At 71.1% G+C, this 22,520-nt stretch carries 18 protein-coding genes; 11 read left to right on the forward strand and 7 right to left on the reverse strand.

The window, feature by feature from the left end:
- Positions 1–95 precede the first annotated feature (95 nt).
- Together E1289_RS05080 and E1289_RS05085 are read right to left on the reverse strand one after the other, a co-directional pair.
- Positions 96–842 (reverse strand): nucleotidyltransferase domain-containing protein, encoded by a 747-nt coding sequence (locus E1289_RS05080; protein ID WP_131975775.1) that lies wholly within the window; start codon positions 840–842, stop codon positions 96–98.
- On the reverse strand, positions 839–1,534 hold the full coding sequence (locus E1289_RS05085) for a nucleotidyltransferase domain-containing protein (RefSeq protein WP_131975777.1): 696 nt from the start codon (positions 1,532–1,534) through the stop codon (positions 839–841). Before E1289_RS05085 ends, E1289_RS05080 begins: the two co-directional genes overlap by 4 nt.
- A gap of 221 nt (positions 1,535–1,755) precedes the next feature.
- Here E1289_RS05085 and E1289_RS05090 point away from each other — a divergent pair, with 221 nt between their 5' ends.
- The 11 genes from E1289_RS05090 (at position 1,756) to E1289_RS05140 (ending at position 14,130) form a co-directional block, all read left to right on the forward strand.
- Positions 1,756–3,072 (forward strand): ABC transporter substrate-binding protein, encoded by a 1,317-nt coding sequence (locus E1289_RS05090; protein ID WP_131975779.1) that lies wholly within the window; start codon positions 1,756–1,758, stop codon positions 3,070–3,072.
- 5 nt (positions 3,073–3,077) lie between these two features.
- On the forward strand, positions 3,078–4,118 hold the full coding sequence (locus E1289_RS05095) for a sugar ABC transporter permease (RefSeq protein ID WP_131975781.1): 1,041 nt from the start codon (positions 3,078–3,080) through the stop codon (positions 4,116–4,118).
- Complete coding sequence (locus E1289_RS05100; RefSeq protein ID WP_131975783.1) at positions 4,115–4,945, forward strand: carbohydrate ABC transporter permease; 831 nt, start codon at positions 4,115–4,117, stop codon at positions 4,943–4,945. The genes E1289_RS05095 and E1289_RS05100 overlap by 4 nt, the downstream gene beginning before the upstream one ends.
- Before the next feature lie 46 nt (positions 4,946–4,991).
- Positions 4,992–6,635: a glycoside hydrolase family 13 protein gene (locus tag E1289_RS05105; protein ID WP_131975785.1), complete on the forward strand. Its 1,644-nt coding sequence runs from the start codon at positions 4,992–4,994 to the stop codon at positions 6,633–6,635.
- Positions 6,636–6,645: 10 nt separating this feature from the next.
- Positions 6,646–7,692, forward strand: coding sequence for a LacI family DNA-binding transcriptional regulator (locus E1289_RS05110; RefSeq protein ID WP_131975787.1), 1,047 nt, complete (start codon positions 6,646–6,648; stop codon positions 7,690–7,692).
- 177 nt (positions 7,693–7,869) lie between these two features.
- Entirely contained in the window at positions 7,870–9,165 is a 1,296-nt protein-coding gene (locus E1289_RS05115; RefSeq protein WP_243712617.1) for an ABC transporter substrate-binding protein, read from the forward strand.
- A 204-nt stretch (positions 9,166–9,369) separates the two neighbouring features.
- Positions 9,370–10,266 (forward strand): sugar ABC transporter permease, encoded by an 897-nt coding sequence (locus tag E1289_RS05120; protein WP_243712618.1) that lies wholly within the window; start codon positions 9,370–9,372, stop codon positions 10,264–10,266.
- A 74-nt stretch (positions 10,267–10,340) separates the two neighbouring features.
- The gene (locus E1289_RS05125; RefSeq protein ID WP_131975820.1) at positions 10,341–11,162 is read left to right on the forward strand and encodes a carbohydrate ABC transporter permease; all 822 of its coding nucleotides are present in this window, start codon (positions 10,341–10,343) and stop codon (positions 11,160–11,162) included.
- On the forward strand, positions 11,159–12,583 hold the full coding sequence (locus tag E1289_RS05130; RefSeq protein ID WP_131975789.1) for a GH1 family beta-glucosidase: 1,425 nt from the start codon (positions 11,159–11,161) through the stop codon (positions 12,581–12,583). The genes E1289_RS05125 and E1289_RS05130 overlap by 4 nt, the downstream gene beginning before the upstream one ends.
- A 35-nt stretch (positions 12,584–12,618) precedes the next feature.
- A complete protein-coding gene (locus E1289_RS05135) occupies positions 12,619–13,629 on the forward strand; it encodes a LacI family DNA-binding transcriptional regulator (RefSeq protein ID WP_131975791.1) in 1,011 nt (336 codons plus the stop codon).
- A 15-nt stretch (positions 13,630–13,644) separates the two neighbouring features.
- The gene (locus E1289_RS05140; RefSeq protein ID WP_131975793.1) at positions 13,645–14,130 is read left to right on the forward strand and encodes a nucleoside deaminase; all 486 of its coding nucleotides are present in this window, start codon (positions 13,645–13,647) and stop codon (positions 14,128–14,130) included.
- Between the two features lie 220 nt (positions 14,131–14,350).
- On the opposite strand, the gene E1289_RS05145 is transcribed toward E1289_RS05140, so the two are convergent.
- The 5 genes from E1289_RS05145 to yicI form a co-directional block, all read right to left on the reverse strand.
- Positions 14,351–14,752, reverse strand: a complete 402-nt coding sequence (locus tag E1289_RS05145; protein ID WP_165970346.1) for an SSI family serine proteinase inhibitor — start codon at positions 14,750–14,752, stop codon at positions 14,351–14,353.
- Between the two features lie 253 nt (positions 14,753–15,005).
- Complete coding sequence (locus tag E1289_RS05150; RefSeq protein WP_131975797.1) at positions 15,006–17,999, reverse strand: glycoside hydrolase family 3 protein; 2,994 nt, start codon at positions 17,997–17,999, stop codon at positions 15,006–15,008.
- Positions 18,000–18,090: 91 nt separating this feature from the next.
- Entirely contained in the window at positions 18,091–19,098 is a 1,008-nt protein-coding gene (locus E1289_RS05155) for a LacI family DNA-binding transcriptional regulator (RefSeq protein WP_131975799.1), read from the reverse strand.
- A gap of 99 nt (positions 19,099–19,197) precedes the next feature.
- Complete coding sequence (locus tag E1289_RS05160; RefSeq protein WP_131975801.1) at positions 19,198–20,568, reverse strand: GH1 family beta-glucosidase; 1,371 nt, start codon at positions 20,566–20,568, stop codon at positions 19,198–19,200.
- Positions 20,568–22,520 (reverse strand): alpha-xylosidase (gene yicI, locus E1289_RS05165; RefSeq protein ID WP_131975803.1); only part of this gene is annotated, 1,953 nt, incomplete at its 5' end. The genes E1289_RS05160 and yicI, both read right to left, overlap by 1 nt.

Consider the following 22,520-nt stretch of genomic DNA (forward strand, 5'->3'; position numbering starts at 1 on the left):
CGTCGCAATCACCCTGTACTACGTGGCAGAGGCACCAGGTGGTTGCGTCAGACGGTCCGTATACCCCGTGGCACGGAGGGGAGACACCGCAGGGTTCAGCCTAGGCGGGCCCGGACCACGAGGTCGTGCAACGCACGGGGGTTCGCGGGGAATTCGGGCAGGTCACTGCGGTCGCGCTCGTCCTCCAGGCGGGCGGTGAGCGCGGCGATGTCGGCCTGGAGGCGCGACGGGGCGGGGGCGTCCCCCGGCAGGGCGCCGTGCTCGGCGGCGCGCTTCGCCTCGATCAGGCCGGGAAGGTAGGACGGCCCGTCGCCGGTGAGGCGCGTCAGGTCGGCCTGGATCTCGCCCGCACGCATCAGGTGGATGCCCGTCAGCAGGACGCGGAACGTGTAGAGGAGGGGCTTCAGCTCGTTCGTCTTCTCGAACAGCTTCCACTGGGAGCGCGCGAAGCCCAGGTAGTGGTGCGCGTGGTTCGACGTCAGCAGGCCGGGGACGAGGTCCTTGAGTTCCCGGTGAACCCGAGATGTGGCGACGACCAGCGGCGACATGACCTGTTCCAGGACGTACCCGTTGCGCCGCAGAAGCATGGTGCAGAACTTGGCCAGATCGTGCGTGACGATGTCGGCCTCCACGCCCTCGTGGTCCCACATGAAGGTGACGGTCTCCTCCCCCGTCTCCAGACCGACGATCTCCTCCAGGGGGAGGAGGTGGACGCCGCGCAGGTCGATGTCGGAGTCCTCCGAGGGGAAGCCGTACAGGTGGGCGCCGCTGACCGTGACGAACGCGCGGGGGTACGGATGGTCGGCCGCAAGGCGGCCGAGCAGTCCTTCGGGAACGTTCACGGGTCGATGCTCCTGCGTCGTACGGAGATCAGGAGGTCCTCGATCTTCGCGCGGTCGGGCTCGGGGGGCAGCGGGCTGCGGGGCGCCGCGGCGGCCAGGTCGGCGGTGAGGGCGGCGCGCCAGCTCTCGACCTCGCTCCAGGCGACCTCGCCGCGGCGGACGGCGAGGAGCCGGTCGCGCAGGTCACCGACGTCCACGCGCGGCTCACCGTGCCGGACGCAGTGGAGGCCGCTGACGAGGAGGCGCAGCATGTGCATGACGTGCTTCCAGCGCGGCGCGCCGCCGTTGCGCAAGTCGCCCGCGAGCTTGCGGAACTGGGCCTCCGCGTAGCGCAGGAACGTGCGGTGCACGTGCCGGGACAGGAAGGCGGACCGGACGGCCAGCAGTTCCTCGCCGGCCGGGGTGACCTTCTCGACCAGCGGCGACCACAGGCACTCCAGGACGGTCGGGTTGGCGGCCAGCGCGAGCTCGCAGAACCGCTCCAGCTCCCACGAGAACTGCTCGGGCAGCGGGCCGTCCAGGTGCGTGGGCGGTTTGGTGAGACGCCAGAACAGCGGAGCCGGCGCCGCGTAGACGCCGCGCCGGTCGACGTCGCTGCCGCCGGTCGCCAGCCCGTAGGCCCGCGACCCGGTCACGACCGACAGGATCGTGTGGTCGCGGACGAGGTCGAGGCCGAGCGCGCTGCCGTTCACGTGGGGCAGCCTGGCGCAGGCGCCGCGGGCGTGTCGACCTGGTTTGTCCGGAACTCTGGAAAGAGTTACAGATTGGCCACGGACTTGCAGAAAGTTTCTGCAAGCTGTTTACGACATTGCAACGCGTTGCTAGCGTCCGGCACCAGCCACCCCCCATCCCCGGACAAGCGGGACGGCCGGCCCCCGAAGGCACGTCCGCCCGTCCCGCCAAGGAGGACACCATGCGGCGCATCCCCCCCAACGGCGGCAGCTCACTCCTCGGCATCGTCGCCTGCGCCGCCCTCGCGCTCTCGCTCACCGCCTGCGGCGGCGATGACGACGGCGGCTCGCAGGGCGGCAGCGGCACCGCGGGCCTGGAGGGCCGCGGGCCGATCACCTTCGTGACCGGCAAGGACCGGTCCGGCAACCTGCAGAAGCAGGTGGACGCCTGGAACTCCGAACACCCGGACGAGCAGGTCCGCGTCATCGAACTGCCGGACGAGCCCAACGACCAGCGCCAGCAGATGATCCAGAACGCCACCACCAGGTCGGACGCCTATTCGGTGCTGAACCTCGACGTCGTGTGGACCGCCGAGTTCGCCGCCAACCGGTGGCTGGTGGAACTGCCCAAGGACAAGATCGACCTGTCCGCGATCCTGCCCGCGACGATCAAGACCGGGCAGTACCGGGACCGGCTCTACGCGGTGCCGTCGACGTCCGACGCGGGAATGCTCTACTACCGGAAGGACCTCCTGGACAAGGCCGGGATCTCCGATCCGCCGAAGACCTACCAGGAGATGTGGGACGCCTGCGACAAGGTGCGGAAGCTGCCCGAGGGCGAGGGCACCGACTGCTACTTCACCGAGGTCAACAAGACCGAGAGCATGACGATCAGCGCGGTCGAGGCGATCACCGCGGCGGGCGGCTCGATCATCGGGCCGGACGGCAAGCCGACGCTGAACACGCCGCAGGCCCGGCAGGGCGTGGAGTTCCTCGTGGACGCCAAGAAGACCCGGATGCCCAAGGAGGCCGTCACGCTCGACACCGAGGGCGGGCGGCGCTACTTCCAGTCCGGCAAGCTGGTCTTCCAGCGGCAGTGGCCCTACCAGTACGCGCTCGCCAACGAGGACGACGGGTCCTCCGAGGTGGCGGGCAGGTTCGCCGTCGCGCCGCTGCCGGGCCCGGACGGCCCCGGCGTGGCCAACCTCGGCGGGCACAACCTCGCGATCTCCGCGTTTGCCCCGAACAAGGCCACCTCGCTCGACTTCGTCAACTACCTGACGGGCGCGGACGCCCAGCGCGCCAACCTGCTCGCGACGTCGCAGGCACCGACCATCGCCGCGCTGTACGACGACCCGGAGATGGTGCAGAAGTTCCCCTACCTGCCCGTCCTCAAGAAGGCCATCGAGACCGCCGAGCCGCGTCCGGTCGCCGTCAAGTACGGGGACGTGACCGCCGCGATCCAGGGCGAGATGTACGACGCCGTGACCGGGAAGAAGTCCGCTGAGCAGGCGCTGAACGACCTTCAGGCCAAGCTCGGACCGCTGACCGCCCAGTGAGCGGCATGAGCACGGCCCACGGGCATCCGGCGTCCGCCGCGGGCACCCCCGCGGCGGGCGCCCCGCGCGGGCGCGCGGGCGGCCGCGGCCGCGGCGGCTCGTCTCCGGCATCGGACGTGCAGGGCACGCGGCGGCTCGCGGCGCTGCTGCTGTCCCCGACGCTGCTCGTGCTCGCGCTCGTCATCGGCTACCCGGTCCTCGCCGGCTTCCGCGAGTCGCTGTACGCGCGGGGCGAGGGCCTGGACGACCAGGGGTTCGTCGTGGAAGGCGACCGGTTCGTCGGCCTCGGCAACTACACGGCGATCTTCCAGGGCGACCGGGCGGGGGCGTTCTGGAACGCCTTCGGGAACACCACGTTCTTCACCGTCACGACCGTGCTCCTGGAGACGGTGATCGGCATCGCGATGGCGCTGATCATGCACCAGATGTTCCGGGGCCGGGCGCTGGTGCGCGCCAGCATCCTCGTCCCGTGGGCGATCCCGACCGCGATCTCCGGGCTGCTGTGGCGGTGGATCTTCCAGGCCGACGGCGCCGCGAACGCCGTGCTGCGCGAACAGATCCTCTGGACGGCCGACGGGTTCCCCGCCAAGATGGCCATCGTCGTCGCCGAGGTCTGGAAGACCTCCCCGTTCATCGGGCTGCTGGTGCTGGCCGGGCTGCAGATGATCCCCCGGGAGGTCTACGAGGCGGCCCGGGTGGACGGCGCCGGGCCGGTCCAGCAGTTCTGGCGGATCACGCTCCCGCTGGTGAAGCCCGCGCTGCTGGTGGCCGTGCTGTTCCGCCTGCTGGACGCGCTGCGGATGTTCGACCTGCCCGCCGTCCTGATCGGCGTCAACCAGAAGTCCGTGGAGACCCTGACGATGATCGCCTGGTTCGAGGCGTCCAACCTCAGGTACGGGTCGGCGGCAGCGTACGCGACCGTCCTGTTCCTGTACATCGCGTTGATCGCGTACCTGTTCGTGAAGCTGCTCGGCGCGGACATCATCGGCGAGGCCCGCCGGCACGGCCGGGGCGGCCGGGGCGCGCGGAAGAAGGTGACCGCATGAGCGGCCCGCTCGCCAGGCGGACGCTGTCCTACCTGGGGTTCGCGCTGGTGGCGCTCTACTGCCTCGCGCCGTTCTACTGGATGACGGTGTCGGCGTTCCGCAGGCCGCAGGACCAGTTCGACAACACGATCATCCCGGTGCGGTGGTCGTGGGAGAACTTCTCCGCGGTCTTCTCCGGCGACAACGGGTTCGGGCGGGCGCTGGTCAACAGCCTCGTCGTGGCGGGCGCCACGACCGTGCTGACGCTGCTCATCGGCACGTTCACCGCCTACGCGCTGGCCCGGCTGGACTTCCGGTTCAAGAACGCCGTCCTCGCGCTCATCATCGCGACGACGATGTTCCCGGGAATCTCACAGCTCGTCCCCTTGCTGAAGCTCTTCACCGGCATCGGCTGGATCAACACCTACCAGGCGATGGTGGTCCCCAGCCTCGGGTTCGCGCTGCCGCTGTCGGTGTGGCTGCTCACGGCCTTCTTCCGGCAGCTGCCGTTCGAGCTGGAGCAGGCGGCCATGGTGGACGGCTGCACCCGCGGCCAGGCGTTCCGGAAGATCATCATTCCGCTCGCGGCGCCCGGGGTGTTCACCACCGCGATCCTGACCTTCATCGCCGCGTGGAACGAGTTCCTCATCGCCCTGTCCATGGTCAACAAGAAGGACATGCAGACCGCCACGGTCGCGATCTCCAAGTTCACCGGCGTCTCCGGGTTCGACCAGCCGTTCGGCACCCAGATGGCGGCGGGCGTGCTCGTGACCGTCCCGCTGATCGTCGTGGTGCTGGTCTTCCAGCGCCGGATCGTCGCCGGCCTCACCGCCGGGGGGGTCAAGTGACCCCCTCCCGCGTGCACGCCGACAGCTCCCGACCCGAAGGACGTTCATGACCCAGGACACCCTGACCGCCCCCGCCGGCGACCTCGCCGGGGACGGCACCCGCTGGTGGCGCGACGCCGTCATCTACCAGGTCTACGTGCGCAGCTTCGCCGACTCCGACGGGGACGGCGTCGGCGACCTGCCGGGCATCCGGAGCCGGCTGCCGCACCTCGCCGGCCTCGGCGTGGACGCGCTGTGGCTGACACCGTTCTACGTCTCCCCCATGGCCGACTTCGGCTACGACGTCGCCGACTACCGCGACGTCGACCCGCTGTTCGGCACGCTCGACGACGCCCGCGGCCTCATCGCGGACGCGCACGCCCACGGCCTGCGGATCATCGTCGACGTCGTGCCCAACCACACCTCCGACCGGCACGCCTGGTTCCAGGCCGCGCTCGCCGCCGCCCCCGGCTCCCCCGAGCGCGCCCGCTACATCTTCCGCGACGGGCGGGGACCGGACGGCGCCGAGCCGCCCAACGACTGGGAGTCGGTGTTCGGCGGCCCCGCCTGGACCCGGCTGCCGGACGGCCAGTGGTACCTGCACCTGTTCGCCCCCGAGCAGCCCGACCTGAACTGGGAGAACCCCGAGGTCCACGCCGAGTTCGCGGACGTCCTGCGGTTCTGGCTCGACCTCGGCGTCGACGGGTTCCGGGTGGACGTCGCGCACGGCATGGCCAAGGCGCCGGGGCTCCCCGACGTCGGCCACGCGGACCAGGTCGAGATGCTCGGCACGGCCGTCCTGCCGTATTTCGACCAGGACCACGTCCACGACATCCACCGCGAGTGGCGGCGGCTCCTCGACTCCTACGCCGGGGAGCGGATCGCCGTCGCGGAGGCGTGGGCGCCGACCCCGGAGCGCCTCGCCGCCTACACCCGCCCGGACGAGCTGCACCAGGCGTTCAACTTCCACTACCTCACCGCGTCGTGGGAGGCGCCCGCGATGCGGAGGGTCATCGAGGAGTCGCTGCGGACGGCCGGGGAGGTCGGCGCGCCCGCGACCTGGGTGCTGTCCAACCACGACGTGAAACGGCACGTCACCCGGTACGGCGGCGGCGACCGGGGCCTGCGGCGCGCCCGCGCGGCGGCGCTGCTGACCCTGGCGCTGCCCGGCTCGTCCTACGTCTACCAGGGCGAGGAGCTCGGCCTGCCGGAGGTGCTCGACCTGCCCGAGGAGTTCCAGCAGGACCCGCAGCGGCTGCGCGGCGACGGCGCCGGGCGCGACGGCTGCCGCGTGCCGCTGCCGTGGGAGGGCGAGGAGCCCCCGTTCGGCTTCGGCGCGGGCGGCGGCTCGTGGCTCCCGATCCCCACCGGATGGCGCGACCTCACGGTCGCCGCGCAGCGCGACGACCCCCGCTCCATGCTCAACCTGTACGCGGAGGCGCTGCGCATCCGGCGCGCCCATCCCGCGCTCGGCGACGGCTCGTTGCGCTGGCTGGACGGTCCAGCGGGCACACTGGTGTTCGTCCGGGAAAGCGCAGGCGACGGTGCGCGCGGCCGGGTCGCGTGCGCCGTCAACCTGGGCGGCCGCGCCGTGCGCGTCCCCGCGTACGGCACGCGGCTGCTCGCGAGCGGGCCGGTCCGCGGGGACGGCGACCACGTCGAGCTGCCCCCGGACACCGCACTGTGGTGGGACGTCGAGGAGGACGGCTAATTTGAGACCCATGACGACACGCCTGGCGGACATCGCGGTGCACGCCGGGGTGAGCGAGGCGACCGTGAGCCGCGTGCTCAACGGCAAGCCGGGCGTGTCCCCGACCACGCGCCAGGCGGTGCTCACCGCCCTGGACGTGCTCGGCTACGAGCGCCCGGCCCGGCTGCGCCAGCGGCGGGCCGGGCTGATCGGGCTGATCATCCCCGAGCTGACCAACCCGATCTTCCCCGCGTTCGCGGAGGTCATCGAGAGCGCGCTGGCCAGGCACGGGTACATGGCGGTGCTGTGCTCGCAGGCGCCCGGCGGCGTCGCCGAGGACGAGTACATCGAGATGCTCCTGGAGCGCGGCGTCGCCGGGATCATCTTCGTCAACGGCCTGCACGCCAACGCGAACTCCGACCGGGCCCGGTACGCGCGGCTGCTGGAGCAGGCGCTGCCGATCGTGCTGGTGAACGGGTACCGCCCCGACATCGACGCCCCGTTCATCTCGAACGACGACGTGGCGTCCATGGAGGCGATCGTCGCGCATCTGGCCGCAATGGGCCACCGGCGGATCGGGCTGGCGATCGGCCAGGACGTGTACGTGCCGACGCGGCGCAAGACCGAGGGCTTCCGCCGCGGGATGGCGGCGCACACCGACCTGACGCCCGGCGAGGTGGACGAGCTCGTCGTCAACACCATGTACACCGTCGAGGGCGGGCAGGCCGCGGCGACCCGGCTGCTCGACGCGGGCTGCACGGCGATCTGCGGCGGCAACGACATCATGGCCCTCGGCGCGATCCGGGCGGCCCGGCAGCGCGGGCTGCGGGTCCCCGCGGACGTCTCGGTCACCGGCATGGACGACTCGCTGCTCACCGCCTACCTGGACCCTCCGCTGACCACGGTCCGGCAGTCGGTGCGGGAGATGTCGATGGCGGCGGTGAGCACCGTCCTGGACGAGATCCGCGGCACCCGCGCACCCCGGACCGAGCTGGTCTACCGGCCGGAACTGGTCGTCCGCAGGTCCACGGCGCCGGCGCCCGCGGCGGCGCGGCTGGCCCCCGTCCAGGACGGTTGACCGGATGCTGACCGCGGGTCGGAGCGGGCCCTGACCGGCCCGGCGCCCCGGCAGGGTTGTTGTAACGGTTATGTTTCGGCGCATTGACAGTGAGGCCCGTCACGGTCTTTCATCCGTGGGAGCGCTCCCACACACCTGGAAGTCACAACCTGAGAGGGGTCCGCCATGAGGGCCATCATGCGGCGCGGACTGAGTACGGCGATGGCGGCGGTGCTCGTCGGCGGCCTGGTCGTATCCTGCGGCGGGGACGACGACGAGGGCGGCGGCTCGGACGGCGGTCCGGTCGAGCTCACCGTCGACGTCTTCGGCGAGGCGGGATACGAAGAGATCGCCAAGCAGTACGAGCAGTCTCACCCCAACGTCACCGTCAAGCTGCGCAAGGTCTCCAGCCTCGACGAGTACAAGCCGCGCATCCAGCAGTGGATGTCCACCGGAAGCGGCGCCGGCGACGTCGTCATGCTGGAAGAGGGCATCCTGCCGCTCTACATGCAGCAGCCCGACAAGTTCGTCAACCTCTTCGACCACGGCGGCAGGGAGCTGGAGAAGAACTTCCTGCCCTGGAAGTGGCAGATGGGCGTCAGCCCGGACGGCAAGCAGCTCGTCGGCCTCGGCACCGACGTCGGCCCGCTCGCCATGTGCTACCGCAAGGACCTGTTCGAGAAGGCCGACCTACCGACCGACCGCGAAGAGGTCGGCAAGCTCTGGCCGACCTGGGACGAGTTCCTCGCCAAGGGCCAGGAGTTCCAGGAGAAGGTCCCCGACAGCAAGTGGCTGGACGGCCCGACCGCCGTCTTCCGCGCGACCGTCCTGCAGAACGCCGGCAACGGCCCCGGGCACAGCTTCTTCGACAAGGAGAACAACCTCGTCTTCGAGAGCAACCCGGCCGTCAAGCAGGCGTTCGACACGGCGCTGAAGTTCGAGCAGAACAAGCTCACCGCCGACATGTCGATCTTCACGCCGCCGTGGCAGACGGCGCTCAAGCGCGACACGTTCGCCACCCTCCCGTGCCCGTCGTGGATGCTCGGCGGCATCGAGGAGTTCTCCGGTGACGCCGGCAAGGGCAAGTGGGACGTGGCGACCATTCCGGGCGGCTCCGGCTACTGGGGCGGCTCCTGGCTGGCCGTTCCGAAGCAGACCAAGCACGCCAAGGAGGCCGCCGAGCTGGCCAAGTTCCTGACCTCCCCCGAGGGCCAGGTCGGCGCGTACAAGGCCGCGAACGTCTTCCCGTCCTCGCCGCAGGCCGCGCAGGACCCCGCGGTGGCGGGCGCGAAGAGCGAGTACTTCAACAACGCCCCGGTCGGCAAGATCTTCGGTGACCTGGTCGCCTCGGTGAAGCCGGTGCACCTCGGGCCGAAGAACGAGGACGTGCGGGCCGCGGTCGAGAACGTCCTGGTGTCGGTGGGCCAGGGCAAGCAGGACGCCGGTGACGCGTGGAGCAAGTCCGTCGAGGAGGCTGAGAAGGCCGCCAGGTAGTCCCGGCGACCTTTCGACCACGGCGGCGGCGCCGCGCCGTCACCTCCCCGCCGGCGCCGCCGCCGTATCCATCCCTCTCTCAGCCCCGTCCTCGGAAAGGAGGCGCACGACGTGACCACCGATCTGCGCCCCAGCCGGAACGGCCCCCCGCCGCCCTCGCCGGCGAAGGCCGACCCGGGGCCCCGCCGCACCTGGCGGGCCCGGCTGGCCAGACTCGACGTGAAGGGCGCACCGTACGCCTTCATCTCGCCGTTCTACATCGTCTTCCTGATCTTCGGCGCGTTCCCGCTGCTGTTCACCCTCTGGGTCTCCCTGCACGACTGGGAGCTGGCGTCCGGGACGCGCGACTTCGTCGGGCTGGACAACTACGACTACCTGCTCACCGACGCGGACTTCTGGCACGCCACGGTCAACACCGTCGGGATCTTCGTGATCGCGACCGTCCCGCAGCTGCTGCTCGCGCTGATGATCGCCAACGCGCTGAACCGGCGGATGCGGGTCCCGACGCTGTTCCGCATCGGGATGGTCGCCCCGCTGGTCACCTCGACCGCCGCCGTCGCGATCGTGTTCACCCAGATGTTCGACCAGGACTGGGGGATGATCAACTGGTTCCTCGGGCTGTTCGGCGTCGACGCGATCGCGTGGAGCAGCAGCCGCGGCTGGTCCTGGGTGGCCATCGCCGTGATGGTCGACTGGCGGTGGACCGGCTACAACGCGCTGATCTACCTGGCCGCGATGCAGGCCATCCCGAAGGACCTCTACGAGGCCGCCGCGATCGACGGCGCGTCCCGCATCCGGCAGTTCTGGCAGATCACCGTGCCGATGCTGCGTCCGACGATCATCTTCACGGTGATCATCTCGACGATCGGCGGGCTGCAGCTGTTCACCGAGCCCGTCCTGTTCAGCATCCACACGCCCAACAAGATGGACGGCGGCCCGCTGCACCAGTTCCAGACGATCACGATGTACATGTACGACAACGCGTTCGGCAGTGACCGGTACGGCTACGGCGCCACCGTCGCCTGGGCGCTGTTCGTGATGATCATCGTGTTCGCCCTGATCAACTTCCTGGCCGTGCGGCGCACGGGAGGCACCAAGTGACCACGCTCCTGGCCGGGCCCGGCCGCCGCTCCGAGGGCAAGCACGCCGCTCCGCCCGCCGGCCGCTTCCGCGGCCTGTGGAACGCCAGCCCGCTGACCTACATCACGCTCATCGCCGCGCTGGCCCTGTCGATCTTCCCGATCTACTGGATGATCGCGGTGGCGACCCGCACCAACGACGTCGTCGCCGACGTCCCGCCGCCGCTGCTGCCCGGCGGCAACGGCGCCGGGAACATCGAGCGGCTGTTCGGCAACCCCGACGCGTACTTCGCCAAGGGCCTGCTGAACTCCGTGATCGCCTCCGGCGTGGTGACGATCACCACGGTGTTCTTCGCCTCGCTCGCCGGGTTCGCGTTCGCCAAGCTGCGCTTCCGCGGCAAGAACGGGCTGCTGCTGGTGATCATCGCGACGATGATGATCCCGGTGCAGATGGGCATCATCCCGCTCTACATGATCATGGTGGAGCTGGGCTGGCAGAACGAGCTGCAGGCCGTCATCGTCCCGTTCCTGGTCACCGGGTTCGGCGTGTTCATGATGCGGCAGTACGCCGAGCAGGCCGTCCCGGACGAGCTGATCGAGGCCGCCCGCGTCGACGGGTGCACCACGTTCGGCATCTACTGGCGCGTCGTGCTCCCCGCGCTGCGGCCCGCCGCCGGCGTCCTCGGCCTGTTCACGTTCATGCAGACCTGGAACGAGTTCATGTGGCCGCTCGCCGTGCTGAACCCCGACAACCCGACGGTGCAGCTGTCGATCAACAACCTGGCGAACGCGCACTTCCAGGACTACACGCTCATGTTCGCCGGTACCAGCGTGGCGGTCCTCCCGCTCCTCATCGTGTTCATCATTTTCGGTCGCCAGATCATCGGCGGAATCATGGAAGGTGCTGTGAAGGCGTGACCTCCCTCAAGGACGACACCAGCGCGACCTCGGCCGCGCAGTTCCCGACCGCGTTCCGATGGGGGGCCGCGACCGCCGCTTACCAGATCGAGGGCGCCGCCGGGGAGGGCGGGCGCGGCCCGTCGATCTGGGACACGTTCTGCCGCACGCCCGGCAAGGTGCTCGGCGGCGACACCGGCGACGTCGCGGTGGACCACTACCACCGGTTCCCCGAGGACGTGCGGCTCATGTCCGACCTCGGGCTGACGGCGTACCGGTTCTCGATCTCCTGGCCCCGGGTGCAGCCGTCCGGGACCGGGGCCGTCAACCAGGAGGGCCTGGACTTCTACCGCCGGCTGGTCGACGCGCTGCTGGACGCGGGCATCGAGCCGTGGCCGACGCTCTACCACTGGGACCTCCCGCAGCCGCTGGAGGACGGGGGCGGCTGGCCGGAGCGGGAGACCGCCCACCGGTTCGCCGAGTACGCGGCGCACGTGCACGCCGCGCTCGGCGACCGGGTCCGGCACTGGACGACCATCAACGAGCCGTGGTGCGCGGCGTTCCTCGGCTACGCGTCCGGGGAGCACGCGCCCGGACGGCTCGACCCGGCCGCCTCCCTGCTGGCCGCCCACCACCAGATGCTCGGCCACGGCCTGGCGATCGAGGCGATGCGTGCCCGCACCCCGGACAACCGGTTCGGCGCCGCGGTCAACCTCTACGCGATCACTCCCGCGACCGACGACCCCGCCGACGTGGACGCGGCGCGCCGCATCGACGGGCTGCAGAACCGGCTGTTCCTCGACCCGCTGCTGCTCGGCCGCTACCCCGAGGACGTCATGGAGGACACCGCCCGGTTCGGGTTCGTCCCGGCGGACGCCGACCTGGCCGTGATCGGCACGCCGATCGACCAGCTCGGCATCAACTACTACTCGCGGCACACCGTCGCGGGCACGCCCGGCGAGGCGGCGCAGACCGCGTCGTCGCCGTTCTCCACGCACTCCCCGTGGGTCGGCAGCGACCATGTCCGCTTCGTCCCCGCCGGGCGTCCCGTCACCGGGATGGGCTGGGAGATCGACGCGGACGGGCTGCACGAGGTCCTCACCCGGGTGCACCGCGATTACCCGGAGGTACCGCTGTACATCACCGAGAACGGGGCGGGCTACGACGAGACCCCGGACGGGGATGGCACGGTCCAAGACGAGGGGCGCATCGCCTATCTGGACGGGCATCTCCGGGCGTGCCACCGCGCCATCGCCGACGGGGTACCGCTTCGCGGCTACTTCACCTGGTCCCTGCTGGATAATTTCGAGTGGGCTTGGGGCTACTCCAAGCGCTTCGGGCTGGTCCATGTCGACTACGCCACGCAGCGCCGGGTGCCCAAGGACAGCGCCCGGTGGTACGCAGGGGTGATCCGGCGGGGCGGGTTGCCCGGACGGGGCTGACGCCGCACGGGGACCGGACGGACGAAGGGGGTCGGATGACGGGCAGCAGCACCCGTCCCACGCTGGAAGCGGTGGCGGCGAGGGCAGGGGTCGGGCGCGGCACGGTGTCGCGGGTGGTCAACGGCTCGCCACGGGTCAGCGCCCAGGCCCGCGAGGCGGTGCTGAAGGCGATAGAGGAACTCGGGTACGTGCCGAACCGCGCGGCCCGGACGCTCGTCACCCGCCGCACCGACACCGTGGCGCTGGTGGTCGCCGAGTCCGACCAGCGGCTGTTCGACGAGCCGTACTTCGCCGGCATCATCCGGGGCATCAGCAACGGCCTCGCCGACACGGGGCTGCAGCTCCTCCTCGCGCTCGCCCGCTCCCCCGCCGAGTACGGGCGGCTGGAGGAGTACCTCACCACCCAGCACGTGGACGGGGTGCTCCTCACCTCCCTGCACGCCGAGGACCCGCTGCCCGCCAAGCTGGAGGCCAACGGCGTCCCGACCGTGCTCGGCGGGCGCCCGCCCGGCCTGTCGCCGGTCAGCTACGTCGACGTCGACAACCGCAGCGGCGCCCGCGAGGCCGTCGCCCACCTGGTCTCCGGCGGCCGGCGGCGGATCGCCACCATCGCCGGCCCGCAGGACATGGGGGTGGGCATCGACCGGCTGGCCGGCTACCGCGAGGCCCTCGCCGAGGCCGGGCTGCCCGAATACGTCGAGTACGGCGACTTCGGCGAGGCCAGCGGCATCATCGCCACGGAGCGGCTGCTGGCCGCCGAGCCGGCCCTGGACGCGGTGTTCGCCGCCGACGACCCGATGGCGCTCGGCGCGCTGCGGGTCCTGCGGCGGCACGGCCGCCGCGTCCCCGGCGACGTCGCGGTGATCGGCTTCGACGACTCGGCCGCCGCTCCGCTGGCCGACCCGCCGCTCACCACCGTCCACCAGTCGGTGGAGGAGATGGGCGTGGCGATGGCCCGGCTCCTGGTGTCCCGCATCGGCGGCGAGACCTTGGCGGACCCGGTCGTCATCATGCGTCCCCACCTGGTCCTCCGGGAGTCGGCGTAGTCCTATGATCGTCCGGTGAGCTACGAACCGACCGACGCCGAACTCGTCCATCTGAACCGCTGCGTCGAACTCGCCGCCGAGGCGCTCGGCGCGGGCGACGAGCCGTTCGGGTCCGTCCTGGTGTCCGGGTCCGGGGAGGTCCTGTTCGAGGACCGCAACCGCACCGCGGACGGCGACCAGACCCGGCACCCCGAGTTCGAGATCGCCCGGTGGTCGGCGCGCAACCTCGCCGCGGGCGAGCGCGCCGCCGCCACCGTGTTCACCTCCGGGGAGCACTGCCCGATGTGCTCGGCCGCGCACGCCTGGGTGGGGCTCGGCCGCATCGTCTACGTCCACTCGTCCGCGCAGCTCACCGCGTGGCGCGGCGACCTCGGGCTTCCCCCGGGGCCGGTCGTGCCGCTCCCGGTCCGGCAGGTCGCGCCGGGCGTTCCGGTGGACGGCCCGGTCGCCGCCTTGGAGTCCGCGATGCGCGACCTGCACACCCGCTTCACCGGGTCGTGAGGCACGGGACCGGAACAGGGCGGTGAAGCACGGCGTGCCGCCCTCCTAGGTCGGCGGGCGAGAACGGCACGCCGTGGTGACTGTGGCGATTCCGCCGGCACGCTGCCAGGTGACCAGCACGCCGGGTCCCGTGAAAGCGGGCATTCGCATACGCCCTTCTTGAATGCGGGCCGCCGGACAGCACCCCGCTTCCCCAATCCGGCGGCCCGCGGTCCGGGATTTACTTACCGAAAAGAATTCCGCCGGTGTCGCGTATCGCCGCACAGCGGTTGGGATAGGTTCGGGTGAAATGGCGCGGTCGGCCGCGCCATTTACCGTCGGCGCTCACCCGGACGGGTGCGTATTCGAGCGTGCACGGCCCTTCCTTCGCGGGAATCCGGGCGACCTCGCCGTCCGCGGCCGCGAGCTGGGCGCAGGCCCGGGAGGCCGCCTGGAGCGTCCCCCCGTCCGGGCCGCACCACAGCGTCTTCGCGGTGACGGGGCCCTCCTCCGGTGCCACCATCAGCAGGTAGGCGCCGGTCGGCTCCACCGGGGCCTGCGCCCGCGCCGGCGCGGCCTGGGCGAGTACCGCCGTTCCCGCCAGCACGGCGGCCCACCGGATTCGGGCACGCGACATGGTCATGTCTTTCCTCCCTGGATCGCCCGCCGCGATCTGCGGCATTGGCCGGCCGGGCGCCGATGTGTGGTGGGCGCCCCGCCGCTCCAGACATTAGGCGCCACAAACTCTGACAAACAACCCCATTGTTCGTCCCAACCTGGCCACCGGTTCACACTTAAATCAAGTCTGCCCGAATGTGCAATACCGATGACCGGGATTTCACCTTTGGTTGTGCTAATGGGAGCCCGCCCCGGCGGTGCCGGGGCGGGCCGGGGTGTCAGCGGGTCAGGGAGAAGGTGCTCAGGCGGGTTTCGCCGGTGAAGACCAGGTAGACGTCGCGGTCTCCGCGGGCGCCGGTGAGCGGTGCGGTGATCTCCCTGTAGGTGTACTCGTCCCCGGTGGACGGTACGTTCAGGGTTCCCGCCACGGGGCCGTCAGGGCGGTCCAGGCGCACCTGGATCGTCGTGGCGCTCGTGCCCGCGACGCGTGCGGTGACCCTGCCGGCGGACCGGCCGAGGTCGGCGTCCGCGAACTTCAACCAGGAGCCCGCGGCTCCGGCCACCGCGTCGCCCTCGACCTTGGACTCGTCGACCAGTTCGACGCCGCCGTGGTCGTCGAAGTCGGCCGCGCGGGTCGGCTTCGACAGGTCGCGGTCGGGGATCGTCTCGCCGCGCACGTTGAGGCGGGCGCGACCGCGGATGTCGGTGGCCGAGGAGCCGACGAGCAGGTCGTGCCCGGCTCTCTCGACCGTCCACTTGCCGCGGGTGACGTCCCAGACGGCGAGGTCGGACGCGCTCAGCCGGAACTTCGCGGTCGCCGTCCCGCCCGGCTCGACGTGCACCTTGTCGAAGGCGCGCAGCTTCCTGAGCGGCTGCTTCACGCGGGAGTCCCGCTGGTGCGTGTAGAGCTGGACGACCTCCTCCCCGGCCTTCCCGCCCGTGTTGGTCACCGGGACCGTGACGGTCACCGTGCCGTCACGGCCGATGGAATGGCTGCTCAGCCGGGGCTTGCCGTAGCGGAACGTCGTGTACGAGAGGCCGTGGCCGAACGGATAGAGCGGCTTGCCCCTGAAGTACTGGTAGGTGCGGTCGCTCTTGATGATGTCGTATTCGAGGATGCCGGGCAGGTCCTTCTCCGACCGGTACCAGGTCTGCGGAAGCTTCCCCGATGGGCTCTCGTCGCCGAAGAGGACGGACGCCAGGGCGTTGCCGGTCTCGGCGCCCGCATGGCTCGTCCACAGGATCGCCGGGACGTTCGCCTGCTCCCAGTTGAGGGTGGTCGGGTAGCTGTTCTCCACCACGACGACGGTGTTCGGATTGGCCTCGCGGACGGCCCTGACGAGTTCGGACTGGCCTTCGGCGAGCGCCATCGTGGTGCGGTCGTGGTCCTCACGGCCGTTGATGAACGGCATGCTGCCGACCACGACGACGGCGGTGTCGGCACCGGCCGCCGCCTCGACGGCCGACTCGACGCCGCTGGTGATGACCTCCTTGGCGAAGCGGCCCGCGTCGTCCTTCGTGGTGAGGACGAGCGTCCCGTCGTCCTGTGCCTTCAGGTACACCTTCGACGGGTCGGCCCAGTCGTAGGCCTTCTCGTAGCCCGCGTAGCGGATCAGCAGGTCGCCGTCGTCCTGCTCTTCGAGCTTGAACATCTGCTGGACGAACCAGTCGTTCGGCTGGTCCTGGTCGTTGGCGAACGTGTCGCCCCAGTTGTGGCGGCCGACCACCTTGCCGTTGGCGGCGCTGCGCAGTGTCACGATTCCCTGGCCCCAGTCGAACACGTCGAACCGGGTGGTGGCGTCCCCGGCACTCGTGGGGCCGGTCTTGAGGACGGCTCCGGCGCCCGTGCCGCCCGCGACGTACCTGCCGGTCGCGACGTCCTTGAGCGCGATCCGGTCGACGCCTTCGCTGCTCGTGACGTTGCCGGCACCGGCCTTGGCCTTGATGCCGTCCAGCGGGGTGACCTCGTACGGCAGGTCACCGGAGTACCAGTCGGTGTAGAGGGTGTCCGCGAGCTGCCCCACGACGGCGACCTTCCCGGACGAGATGGGCAGCGTCCCGCCCTCGTTCTTGAGCAGCACCAGCTGCTCGGTCGCGGCCTCGCGGGCGACGGCGCGGTGGGCCGGGCTGTCCACGACGTCCTTGGTGATCTTCCCGTGCGGGCCGCCGCCCGGGTCGAACTCGCCGAGCCGGACCCGGATGCTCAGGATGTGGCCGACGGCGCGGTCGATGTCGGCCTCGGCGAGCAGCCCGCGCGACAGCGCCTCCTTGACCGCGTTGATCGTGATGGACGAGTCGGTGTTGTCGGTGGTGAAGCTGTCCACGCCCGCCTTGAGGACGGCCGCGTCGGCGGTGGCGAGGTCGGGGAAGTACCGCTGGGACCCGACGAGGTTGTTGGGCCCGCCCGCGTCGGTGACGTTGAACAGCGTCCGGTCCGTCCAGGAGCGGATCAGGCCGCAGGCGTCGGGCGTGACGGTGGCGGGCCGCCCGTTGACCAGGTTGTAGGCGGTCATGACCCCCGTGACGGCGTCGCGGCGGATCGGCATCTCGAACGGGACCTCGTCGTACTCCTTGCTGACCCTGGGCCGCAGGCTGGAGGACGTCTGGTCGCGCCGGATCTCGTTGTTGTTGGCCATGTAGTGCTTGAGGACCGGGGCCGTCCTGAGGCGGTCCGGGTCGTCGCCCTGCATGCCGTGGCCGTAGGCGGTGGCGAGCAGGCCCGTCAGCAGCGGGTCCTCGGAGTAGCCCTCCTCGTTGCGGCCCCAGCGCGGGTCGCGCAGCGGGTTCACGACCGGCGCCCACAGCTGCAGGCCCCACACGTCGGGATTCTCGGCGTGGTAGCCGCGGGCCTCGGTGCCGACCACCGAGCCGACCTTCTTGAGCAGGCCGGGATCCCAGGTGGCGCCGAGCCCGACCGACTGCGGGAACACCGTCCCCCTGGCCCGCACGACCGCGCCCTGGTCGTGGATGTCGGTGGACCACGCGACGCCGTGCAGCGCCTCGGTGCCGGTCTTGAACCGGTCGATGCCGAGCCGCGGGATCGCCGGCTGGTACTGGTGGAGCAGGGAGATCTTCTCGTCGAGCGTGAGCCGTCCGAGCAGGTCGCCGACCCTGGCCTGTACCGAAAGGCCGGGGTCGCGGAACGGGAGGGTCTCGCGGGCGGCGGCGGGTGCCGCCAGCGCGAGGGGTGCCGCCACCGCGGCGGCCAGGACGACGGTCAGCGACCGGCTGCGCCGGCCGGGGGAACGGGGGTTTCGATGGGGTCTGGACATCGATTCTCCTCTGGGACTAGCCCCCCGATGATGTGTGTCGAAGCGCTTCGATAGCGGGCCGCGGCGGGCCCCGGCATCCCTCCTTCGCTGGTCAGACGGCGGCGGGCGCGCTGCTGGCGCGCCGGGTCAGGGTCGGCGGGAGCAGGGTCGCGGCGGGGACCGGCACCCCCTCCAGCTTGGACATCAGCAGTTCCACCGCGCGCCGGCCGACCTCCTCGGCGGGGATCGCGACCGACGACAGCGGCGGCTCGGCGTGCTCGGCCATCTCGTCCGGGCAGATCGCGACGACCGACACGTCCTCGGGGACGCGGCGCCCGGCGGCGCGCAGCGCGCCCACCACCGAGCCGACGACCGGCTCGTTGTGCACGAGCACCCCGGTCAGGCCGGGGCGTTCGGCGAGGAGCCGCCCGACCAGGTCGCGGGCCGCGTCGGGGGCCGCCTCGCACGGGTGGACGTCCCCGGTCAGGCCGCGCGTGCGGACCGCCTCGGCGAAGCCGTCCGCGACCCGCCGCGCGTACCCCGTCTGCCGGGCGTAGACCTCGGGCGGCGAGCCGATCATCGCGATCTCGCGGTGCCCGAGGCCGGCCAGGTGCTCGACGCAGCCCGCGCCGGCGGCGTGGAAATCGAGGTCGATGCAGGTCAGGTCGTCGGCGTCGGCGGGGAAGCCGATGAGCACGCTCGGCCGGTCCAGGGAGCGCAGCAGCGGCACGCGCGGGTCCTTCATCTGCACGTCCATGACGATCAGGGCGTCCACGAGCGCGCTGTCGGCGACGCGGCGCAGGCCGTCCTCGCCCTCCTCCTGGGTGAGCAGCAGGACGTCGTGGTCGTGCCGGCGCGCGGCGGTGACGACCGAGACGGCGAACCGCATGACGACCGGCACGGCGATGCCGGAGCGCAGCGGGATCATCAGCGCGAGCACGTTGGAGCGGCTGCTGGCGAGCGCGCGGGCGCCCGCGTGCGGCCGGTAGCCGAGTTCGCGGATGCTGTCGCGGACCCGCCGCCGGGTCTCCGCGGAGATCGAGCGCTTGCCGCTCAGCACGTAGGAGACCGTGCTCGGCGAGACCCCGGCGTGCCGCGCCACATCAGTGATCTTGACCACGGCCCGTCCCGTCGTCTTCGAAGCGGTTCAACGTGCGACCGATGGTAGCCGCGCCGGGCACCGCGGCGTCCGGCGCGCCGCGCGGCCCCCGGCGGGCCCTCATGGGCGTCCGCGCCGCGCGGCGATCGCGTCGCGGTACCAGAGGGCGCTGTCCTTCCAGGTGCGCTCGCCGGTCGGGTAGTCGACGTGGACGAGACCGAAGCGCCTGGAGTAGCCGTAGGCCCATTCGAAGTTGTCCAGCAGCGACCACGCGAAGTAGCCCCGGACGTCGGCGCCCGCCGCGCAGGCCCGCTCCACCGCGGCGATGTGGTCGCGCAGGTAGGCGATGCGGCGGTCGTCGCGGAACCGGCCGTCCCCGTCCGCCGCGTCGTCGAACGCGGCGCCGTTCTCGGTGACCATCAGCGGCGTGTGCGGGTAGTCGCGGTGCAGCCGCAGGAGCAGTTCCTCCATGCCCGTCGCGTCGATCGGCCAGCCCATCGCCGTGTAGGGGCCGGGCTGCGCGACGAACTCGACGGTGTCGCAGCCGACGAACGGGGACGCCGCGCCCCGCCGGTGCCCGTCCGCGTGCTCGCGCGGCGAGACCCCGTCCCACCGCCGGACGAGCGTGGGCGAGTAGTAGTTGACGCCGAGGACGTCGAGGGGCGCGGCGATGATCTCGGGGTCGCCGTCGCGCAGGAACCCCCAGTCGGTGATCGGCGCGGTGTCCTCCAGCAGGTCGGCGGGGTAGCCGTTGCCGAGCATCGGGTCGAGGAACACGCGGTTGGAGACCGCGTCCACCTGGCGGACGGCGTCCGCGTCGCCGCGCAGGTGGTGGATGTTGAGCGTGACGGAGTGCCGCGCGGACGGGGAGACCACGCCGCGCAGCGCCCGCACGGCCAGGCCGTGGGCGAGGTTGAGGTGGTGGGCGGCGGCGAGCGCGTCCGCGGGGTCGGTGCGCCCCGGGGCGTGGACGCCGGACGCGTAGCCGAGGAACGCCGTGCACCACGGCTCGTTCAGCGTCGTCCACGTGTGCACGCGGTCGCCGAGGACGCGCCCGATCCGCTCGGCGTAGTCGGCGAAGCGGCGTGCCGTGTCGCGTTCGGGCCAGCCGCCCGCGTCCTCCAGTGTCTGCGGGAGGTCCCAGTGGTAGAGGGTGGCGACCGGGGCGATGCCGTGGCCGAGGAGTTCGTCGACGAGCCGTGAGTAGAAGTCGAGGCCCTTCTGGTTGGGCGTCCCGCCGGGGAGGACGCGCGACCAGGAGATGGAGAAGCGGTAGGCGTCGAGGCCCAGCTCGGCCATCGTCGCGACGTCCTCCTGGCGGCGGTGGTAGTGGTCGGTGGCGACGTCGCCGGTGTCGCCGTTGAGCACCTTGCCGGGCGTGTGGCTGAAGGTGTCCCAGATGGACGGTGCGCGGCCGTCCTCCTGGGCCGCTCCCTCGATCTGGTACGCGGCGGTGGCCGCGCCCCACACGAACCCTTCCGGGAAGCCCATCAGTTCTCCCTTTCCAGAGTGATGACCAGTTCGTCCCCGGTCGCCCTGACCAGCACGCCCTGCGGATGGTCCGCGGGCTCGCCGCCCTCAACCGCGGCCGGACGCGCGTTGACGAGGAGAACGTTCCAGGCTCCACCGCCCGTGACGCGCAGGTTTTCACCGTTTCTCGTGGTGGTGAACGTGGCGTCGCCGATCCGGGTGGTGACGGTGGTCCCGTCGGACGGCTCGTAGACGCGGAGCGTGACACCGTCGGCGTGGTCGTAGTCGGGACGGTCCCGCACCGCGCCCTCCGGTACGACCGCCCCGGGGCGGACGAGCAGCGGCACGCTGCCGAACCCGTGCCTCTCGCGCACCCAGCGGCCGCCCTCGACGCGTTCGCCGGTGAGGTAGTGCGTCCATCTCCCTTCCGGGACGTAGTAGGAGATCTCACCGCCGGGCGAGAACACGGGCGCCACGAGCAGGTCGTCGCCGAGCATGTACTGCCGCTCCAGGTGCGTGCACGCGGGGTCGTCCGGGAATTCGACGACCATCGCCCGCATCATCGGAAGTCCCTCCTCGTACGCCTGCCGGGCGGCCGCCGAAAGGTAGGGCATCAGCCGCATCTTCAGGTGGGTGAAGTCGCGCAGGACGTCGACCGACTCCTCGTCGAACAGCCAGGGGACCCGGTAGGAATGGCTTCCGTGCAGCCGGCTGTGCGAGGACAGCAGGCCGAACGCGATCCAGCGCTTGAAGAGCGCCGGGTCGGGCGTGCCCTCGAATCCGCCGATGTCGTGGCTCCAGTACCCGAAACCCGACATGCCCAGGGAGAGACCGCCGCGCAGGCTCTCCCCCATCGCCTCGAATGTCGATTCGGAGTCGCCGCCCCAGTGCAGCGGAAAGCGCTGGCCGCCCGCCGTGGCGGAACGCGCGAACACCACCGCCTCGCCCTCGCCCCGCCTCTTGCGGAGGAGGTCGAACACGGTCTGGTTGTAGAGATAGGTGTAGTAGTTGTGCGCCCGTTCCGGGTCGGAACCGTCGTGGTAGACGACGTCGGTGGGAATGCGCTCGCCGAAGTCCGTCTTGAACGAGTCCACGCCCATGTCGAGCAGCGCGTCGAGTTTGCCGGCGTACCATTCCCTCGCCTCGGGATTGGTGAAGTCGACGACGGCCAGGCCGGGCTGCCACTTGTCCCACTGCCAGACGTCCCCGTTCGGGCGTCTCAGCAGGTAGCCACGTGCCCGCCCCTCCTCGAACAGGGGGGAGCGCTGGCCGATGTAGGGGTTGATCCAGACGCAGACGCGCAGGCCGCGCTCGCGGAGCCGGCGCAGCATCCCCTCCGGGTCGGGGAACACCCGCGGGTCCCATTCGAAGTCGCACCACTGGAACTCGCGCATCCAGAAGCAGTCGAAGTGGAAGACGCTGAGCGGCAGGTCGCGCGACACCATCCCGTCGATGAACGACGTGACGGTCTCCTCGTCATAGGACGTGGTGAACGACGTGGACAGCCACACCCCGTAGGACCAGTCGGGAAGCCGGGCGGGACGTCCCGTGAGCGCGGTGTACTTGCGCAGGATCTCCTTCGGGGTCGGCCCGTAGATGACGAAATACCGCATCGACTGGCCCTCGACGCTGAACTGCGTCCGGGCGACGGCCTCCGACGCCACCTCGAAGGAGACCCGTCCCGGATGGTGGACGAAGACGCCGTAGCCCGCGTTCGTCAGGAAGAACGGCACGTTCTTGTACGCCTGCTCGCTGGCCGTACCACCGTCGGCGTTCCAGATGTCCACCGACTGGCCGTTCTTCACCAGCGGCCCGAACCGCTCGCCGAGCCCGTAGACGAAATGGTCGACGCCCAGGTCGAGCTGTTCGCGGACGTAATGGCGCCCGTCGTCGGTGTCGATGACGGCCTGCGCCTTGGGCGCGCTGCCGGTGAGGCGCCGCCCGTCCGCCAGGAAGTCGACGCCCCACTCCCC

Source organism: Actinomadura sp. 6K520 (assembly GCF_004349245.1).
Classification (GTDB): domain Bacteria; phylum Actinomycetota; class Actinomycetes; order Streptosporangiales; family Streptosporangiaceae; genus Spirillospora.

Bases quoted from the DNA above. Each gene is read 5' to 3' on its own strand.
- E1289_RS05090 (WP_131975779.1), top strand. From the start codon at position 1,756: ATGCGGCGCATCCCCCCCAACGGCGGCAGCTCACTCCTCGGCATCGTC.
- E1289_RS05095 (WP_131975781.1), top strand. From the start codon at position 3,078: ATGAGCACGGCCCACGGGCATCCGGCGTCCGCCGCGGGCACCCCCGCG.
- E1289_RS05100 (WP_131975783.1), top strand. From the start codon at position 4,115: ATGAGCGGCCCGCTCGCCAGGCGGACGCTGTCCTACCTGGGGTTCGCG.
- E1289_RS05105 (WP_131975785.1), top strand. From the start codon at position 4,992: ATGACCCAGGACACCCTGACCGCCCCCGCCGGCGACCTCGCCGGGGAC.
- E1289_RS05110 (WP_131975787.1), top strand. From the start codon at position 6,646: ATGACGACACGCCTGGCGGACATCGCGGTGCACGCCGGGGTGAGCGAG.
- E1289_RS05115 (WP_243712617.1), top strand. From the start codon at position 7,870: ATGCGGCGCGGACTGAGTACGGCGATGGCGGCGGTGCTCGTCGGCGGC.
- E1289_RS05135 (WP_131975791.1), top strand. From the start codon at position 12,619: ATGACGGGCAGCAGCACCCGTCCCACGCTGGAAGCGGTGGCGGCGAGG.
- E1289_RS05145 (WP_165970346.1), bottom strand. From the start codon at position 14,752: ATGACCATGTCGCGTGCCCGAATCCGGTGGGCCGCCGTGCTGGCGGGA.
- E1289_RS05150 (WP_131975797.1), bottom strand. From the start codon at position 17,999: ATGTCCAGACCCCATCGAAACCCCCGTTCCCCCGGCCGGCGCAGCCGG.
- E1289_RS05160 (WP_131975801.1), bottom strand. From the start codon at position 20,568: ATGGGCTTCCCGGAAGGGTTCGTGTGGGGCGCGGCCACCGCCGCGTAC.